This is a genomic window from Streptomyces alkaliphilus (genome assembly GCF_014141535.1).
Classification (GTDB): Bacteria; Actinomycetota; Actinomycetes; order Streptomycetales; family Streptomycetaceae; genus Streptomyces; species Streptomyces alkaliphilus.
This window is the reverse complement of sequence record NZ_VKHT01000416.1, coordinates 1-4,360: the sequence shown is the minus strand read 5'-3', so window position 1 is coordinate 4,360 and position 4,360 is coordinate 1. Positions and strand designations below refer to the sequence as shown.

Sequence of the window (4,360 nt, the reverse complement as noted above, 5' to 3'; positions counted from 1 at the left end):
CCCCGCCGGCACCGTGCCGGTGGCGTCCCCCACGCCCGCCGGGCTGTCCACGAAGGGGCTGCCCTCCTGGCTCGACCCCGTCGACCGGGCGGCGCGGACCGTCGCCGCCCGCGGGCTCGACGGGCTGCTCCGCCCGCCGCCCGCCGGCGGGCGGCCCGCGGCGGTGCTGGTCCTCTTCGGGGAGGGCGCCGGTGGCCCGGAGCTGCTGCTCATGCAGCGCGCCTCCACCCTGCGCGACCATCCCGGTCAGTGTTCCTTCCCCGGCGGCAGCCTGGACCCGGAGGACGGCGATCCCGCCGGCGAGGGCCCGGTACGGGCCGCGCTGCGGGAGGCGTGGGAGGAGACCGGACTGGACCCGACGGGGGTGCAGCCGTTCGCCACCCTGCCGAACCTCTTCATCCCGCCCAGCGGCTTCGTCGTCACCCCCGTCCTGGGTTGGTGGCGCGAGCCCAGCCCGGTCGGCCCGGTGGATCCCGGCGAGACCGCGCGGGTGTTCACCGCCCCCGTCCATCGGCTGACCGACCCGGCCCACCGGGTCACCGTCGTGCACCCCAGCGGCTACCGCGGGTCGGCCTTCCTGGTCTCCGACGCCCTCGTGTGGGGGTTCACCGCCGGCGTGATCGACCTGATTTTGCGTCACGCCGGATGGGAAAGGCCATGGGATCGCACCCGGGAGATCCCCCTGGACCCCTCCGCATGAGACGGTTGCCGTCATGAACGCGCTGGACTACCTGCTGCTGCTGGCCGCCGTCTGGTTCGCCGTCGTCGGCTACCGGCAGGGCTTCGTGGTCGGCATCCTCTCGGTGCTCGGGTTCCTCGGCGGCGGCCTGGCCGCGCTGTACCTGGTGCCGATCGTGTGGGAGCGGATCGGCAACGGCTCGCCCCCGGGCACGGGGTGGGTGATCGCCGCGGTGGTGGTGGTCATCGTCTGCGCGTCCGCCGGCCAGGCCGTCACCACCCATGTGGGGAACCGGCTCAGACAGCACATCACCTGGTCGCCGGCGAGGGCCCTGGACGCCACCGGCGGCGCCCTGGTGAACGTGCTGGCGATGCTGCTGGTGGCCTGGTTGATCGGCTCCGCGCTGGCCACCACCACACTGCCGACCATCGGCCGCGAGGTGCGCGGCTCGCAGGTGCTGCACGGCGTCTCCCGGGTGCTCCCCGACCACGCCGACACCTGGTTCTCCGACTTCAGTTCGATCCTCGCCCAGCACGGCTTCCCGCAGGTGTTCACGCCCTTCTCCAACGAGACCATCACCGATGTGCCGCCGCCCGACCAGGCACTGGCCTCCAGCCCGGTGGTGGAGCGGGCCCGGGAGTCCATCGTCAAGGTGGCCGGGACCGCGCCGAGCTGCGGGAAGGTTCTGGAGGGCACCGGCTTCGTCTTCGCCCCCCAGCGGGTGATGACCAACGCGCACGTGGTGGGCGGGGTCAACGAGCCGACCGTGCAGATCGGCGGCGAGGGCCGGGTGTACGACGCGCGGGTGGTGCTCTACGACTGGGAGCGGGACGTCGCCGTGCTGCACGTGCCCGACCTGCAGGCCCCGGCCCTGGAGTTCGCCGACCAGGACGCGGTCGGCGGGGACGACGCCATCGTGGCGGGCTTCCCGGAGAGCGGCCCGTTCGACGTGCGGGCCGCCCGGGTCCGCGAGCGCATCCAGGCCAACGGGCCCGACATCTACCGCCGGGGCACCGTGCAGCGCGACGTGTACTCCCTGTACGCCATGGTCCGGCAGGGCAACTCCGGCGGCCCGCTGTTGACCCCCGACGGCCGGGTGGCGGGCGTCATCTTCGCCAAGTCCCTGGACGACGACAACACCGGCTACGCGCTGACCAACGACGAGGTCGCCGGGGTGATGGAGCGCGGTCGCGCCGCCGACGGCGCCGTGGACAGTCAGAGCTGCGCCATGTGACGCCGCCCGCCCGGTCTCTCCCGACCGGCCCGACGTCGGACCCACCGGGCCCGCCGGCGGGGCGGCCGGAACGACGCCGCGCGCCCCGCTCCGGTGGATACCGGGACGGGGCGCGCGGAGCGTGGTGCGTGCGTGGGTCGGGCCGGTGGACGGCGGCGGGAGACCGTCGGCCCTCGGCGGATGGATCGGTGGATAGGGAACGGGTGAACAGGCGTCGGGGCGGGGTGCGGGTGCCGATTCGGTGCGAACCGGCTCAGCCGCGCGGATGGCGCAGCCGGGTACCGACCCAGCGCGCCCGGCGCCGGAGGAGGTGCGGGAATCCGACCAGCGGATCCCCGGGGCGGAGGGAACCGACATGCCGTCCGGCGCCCTGCGCCGGTGCGACGGCTCCATTGCCGCTTCGGGAGATGCGTGCCACATCACGGTGGTCGTGGGTCCAGCCCATACCACCGACTCTGCCCCTCCCGCGCGATCGGTAATCGTCCGCGGCACCGGCTTCTCGCCCGTGCCGGAGGTACTTGCCCCCGGGAGCCGGGAGCCGGGGGTCAGCGTCGGTCGGGTTCGGGATCCCGCAGCCACTCCACCAACTCGGCGGTGAACGCCAACGGGTCCTCCTCGTGCGGATAGTGCCCCAGACCCTCGAAGAGCCGCCAGCGGTAGGGCGCCTCGACGTAGGCCGCCGACCCCGCCGCGCTCCGGGTGCGCACCACCGGGTCCAGCGAGCCGTGCAGGTGCAGGGTCGGCACCCGCACAGGGGCCCGCATCCGCCGGTTGAAGGAGATGCCGTCCGGACGGGCCAGGGAACGCACCATCCACCGGTAGGGCTCCACCGAGCAGTGGGCGGTGGGCGGGATGCACATCGCGCGGCGGAACACCTCCACGGCCTCCTCGTCCACACCGCCCGCCGGCCCCGACCACTCCTCCAGCAGTCGGGCGACCTCGGCGCCCCCGTCGGCGACCAGCCGCCGCTCCGGCAGCCACGGGCGCTGGAACCCCCACACCGCGCCGCTCGCGGCCGCCTGCCGGGGGTCGCGCAGCAGCGCGGCCCGCCAGGCCCGGGGGTGCGGCATCGAGGAGACGGCGAGTCGGCGCACCAGCTTCGGGCGCATCACCGCCGCCGTCCACGCCAGGTAGCCGCCCAGGTCGTGGCCGACCAGCGCCGCGTCCGGCTCACCGAGGGAACGGATCACGCCGGTGACGTCCAGCGCCATGTTGACCGGGTCGTACCCGCGCGGCGTGCGATCGCTGCCGCCCACCCCCCGCAGGTCCATCGCCACGGCACGGTAGCCGGCCTCGGCGAGGGCGGGCAGCTGTCGGCGCCAGGTCCACCAGAACTGGGGGAAGCCGTGCAGCAACAGCACCATGGGTCCCTCGCCCATCTCGGCGATGTGGAAGCGGGCGCCGTTCGCGGCGACGTCGCGGTGGATCCAGGGGCCGTCCCGGTGGACGACCGCGGCGCGCGCCTCGGAGTGCTCGGGTGCGGTCATACGGGGAGTCTTTCACCTCGTGGGCGCGGGGGCCGGAAGATCCCCGTCGGGGCGCGGGAGGCGGCCGGAAGGCCGGCCCCCGTCGGTCATCGTTCGACGACGGCCCGGTGGGAGCCGCCGCCGTTGGCCGAGGCCGGCGGCAGGGCCGGGGCGTCGCCGCGCGGGTGCGGCTTGGCGTGGGAGAGCACGGCGGCCGACTCCTTGATGGAGGCCGTCAGGTCCTGCTTGGGGGAGTTGCGCCGCAGCAGGGCCCGTCCCACCAGCGCCAGGATCCCGGCCACCAGCAGGAACACACCGGCGGTGATCAGGAAGGCGATGGCGAGCGGCACGTTCCACCAGGCGTGCAGCCAGTACCCCAGCGCCATCGCGAAGGGCGGCAGCGAGAAGATCGCGACCACGCCCCCCGCCGCCAGGGCTCCGCCGCCCGCGCCGGCCTGCTGCACGTCGTGCTTGAGCCGGGCCTTGGCGAGTTCCATCTCGTCCCGCATCAGCCCGGAGAGCTCACCCGTGGCGTCGGACACCAAACGGCCGATGCTGCGTCCCTCGTCCGCTGCGCTCATCGTGGCCTCTTCTCCTCATCGCTCACTCGTGGGTCGGGGTCGGTCACGGCGTCGGGCCCGTCCTCGGGGCCGGGACCACCGCGTTCGGCGGATTCCGCCGAACGCCGGCCCCCGGTCGCGTGCCGTTCCGGGATCCCCGCCATCCGCAGATGGTATGCGGGGTTCCGGGCGCCCCGGGGGCCCGGCGCGCCGCCGGGACCGCAGGCTCCCGTTCCGGCGGACGCCCGCGTGCCGTGGCCGTCGGCCCCGGTCCTCCGTTCCCCCTCCGTCTTCCCCGTTCGTCCGGTTTCTTTCGTGTCCCCCGGGGGCTTCCGGAGCCCGGGCGGCCCGGGGGCGGCCCGGGGGCGGCCGGACGCACCGACGCCGGGACGCGGATGGTCCGCGTCCCGGCGTCGGGTGC

General features: G+C 74.9%; 4 protein-coding genes. 2 read left to right on the top strand and 2 right to left on the bottom strand.

What is annotated here, in order from left to right; genetic code table 11:
- The first annotated feature begins 13 nt into the window (after positions 1 to 13).
- A complete protein-coding gene (locus FNQ90_RS14105) occupies positions 14 to 700 on the top strand; it encodes an NUDIX hydrolase (protein ID WP_182606705.1) in 687 nt (228 codons plus the stop codon).
- Positions 701 to 713: 13 nt separating this feature from the next.
- Positions 714 to 1,913 (top strand): MarP family serine protease, encoded by a 1,200-nt coding sequence (locus FNQ90_RS14100; protein ID WP_143623644.1) that lies wholly within the window; start codon positions 714 to 716, stop codon positions 1,911 to 1,913.
- A 545-nt stretch (positions 1,914 to 2,458) separates the two neighbouring features.
- On the opposite strand, the gene FNQ90_RS14095 is transcribed toward FNQ90_RS14100, so the two are convergent.
- Both FNQ90_RS14095 and FNQ90_RS14090 read right to left on the bottom strand, forming a co-directional pair.
- Positions 2,459 to 3,400, bottom strand: a complete 942-nt coding sequence (locus tag FNQ90_RS14095) for an alpha/beta fold hydrolase (RefSeq protein WP_182606704.1) — start codon at positions 3,398 to 3,400, stop codon at positions 2,459 to 2,461.
- An 86-nt stretch (positions 3,401 to 3,486) separates the two neighbouring features.
- On the bottom strand, positions 3,487 to 3,960 hold the full coding sequence (locus tag FNQ90_RS14090) for a phage holin family protein (RefSeq protein WP_182606703.1): 474 nt from the start codon (positions 3,958 to 3,960) through the stop codon (positions 3,487 to 3,489).
- Positions 3,961 to 4,360: the final 400 nt, after the last annotated feature.

Coding starts and splice junctions, on each gene's coding strand:
- FNQ90_RS14090 (WP_182606703.1), bottom strand. CDS start 3,960: ATGAGCGCAGCGGACGAGGGACGCAGCATCGGCCGTTTGGTGTCCGAC.
- FNQ90_RS14095 (WP_182606704.1), bottom strand. CDS start 3,400: ATGACCGCACCCGAGCACTCCGAGGCGCGCGCCGCGGTCGTCCACCGG.
- FNQ90_RS14100 (WP_143623644.1), top strand. CDS start 714: ATGAACGCGCTGGACTACCTGCTGCTGCTGGCCGCCGTCTGGTTCGCC.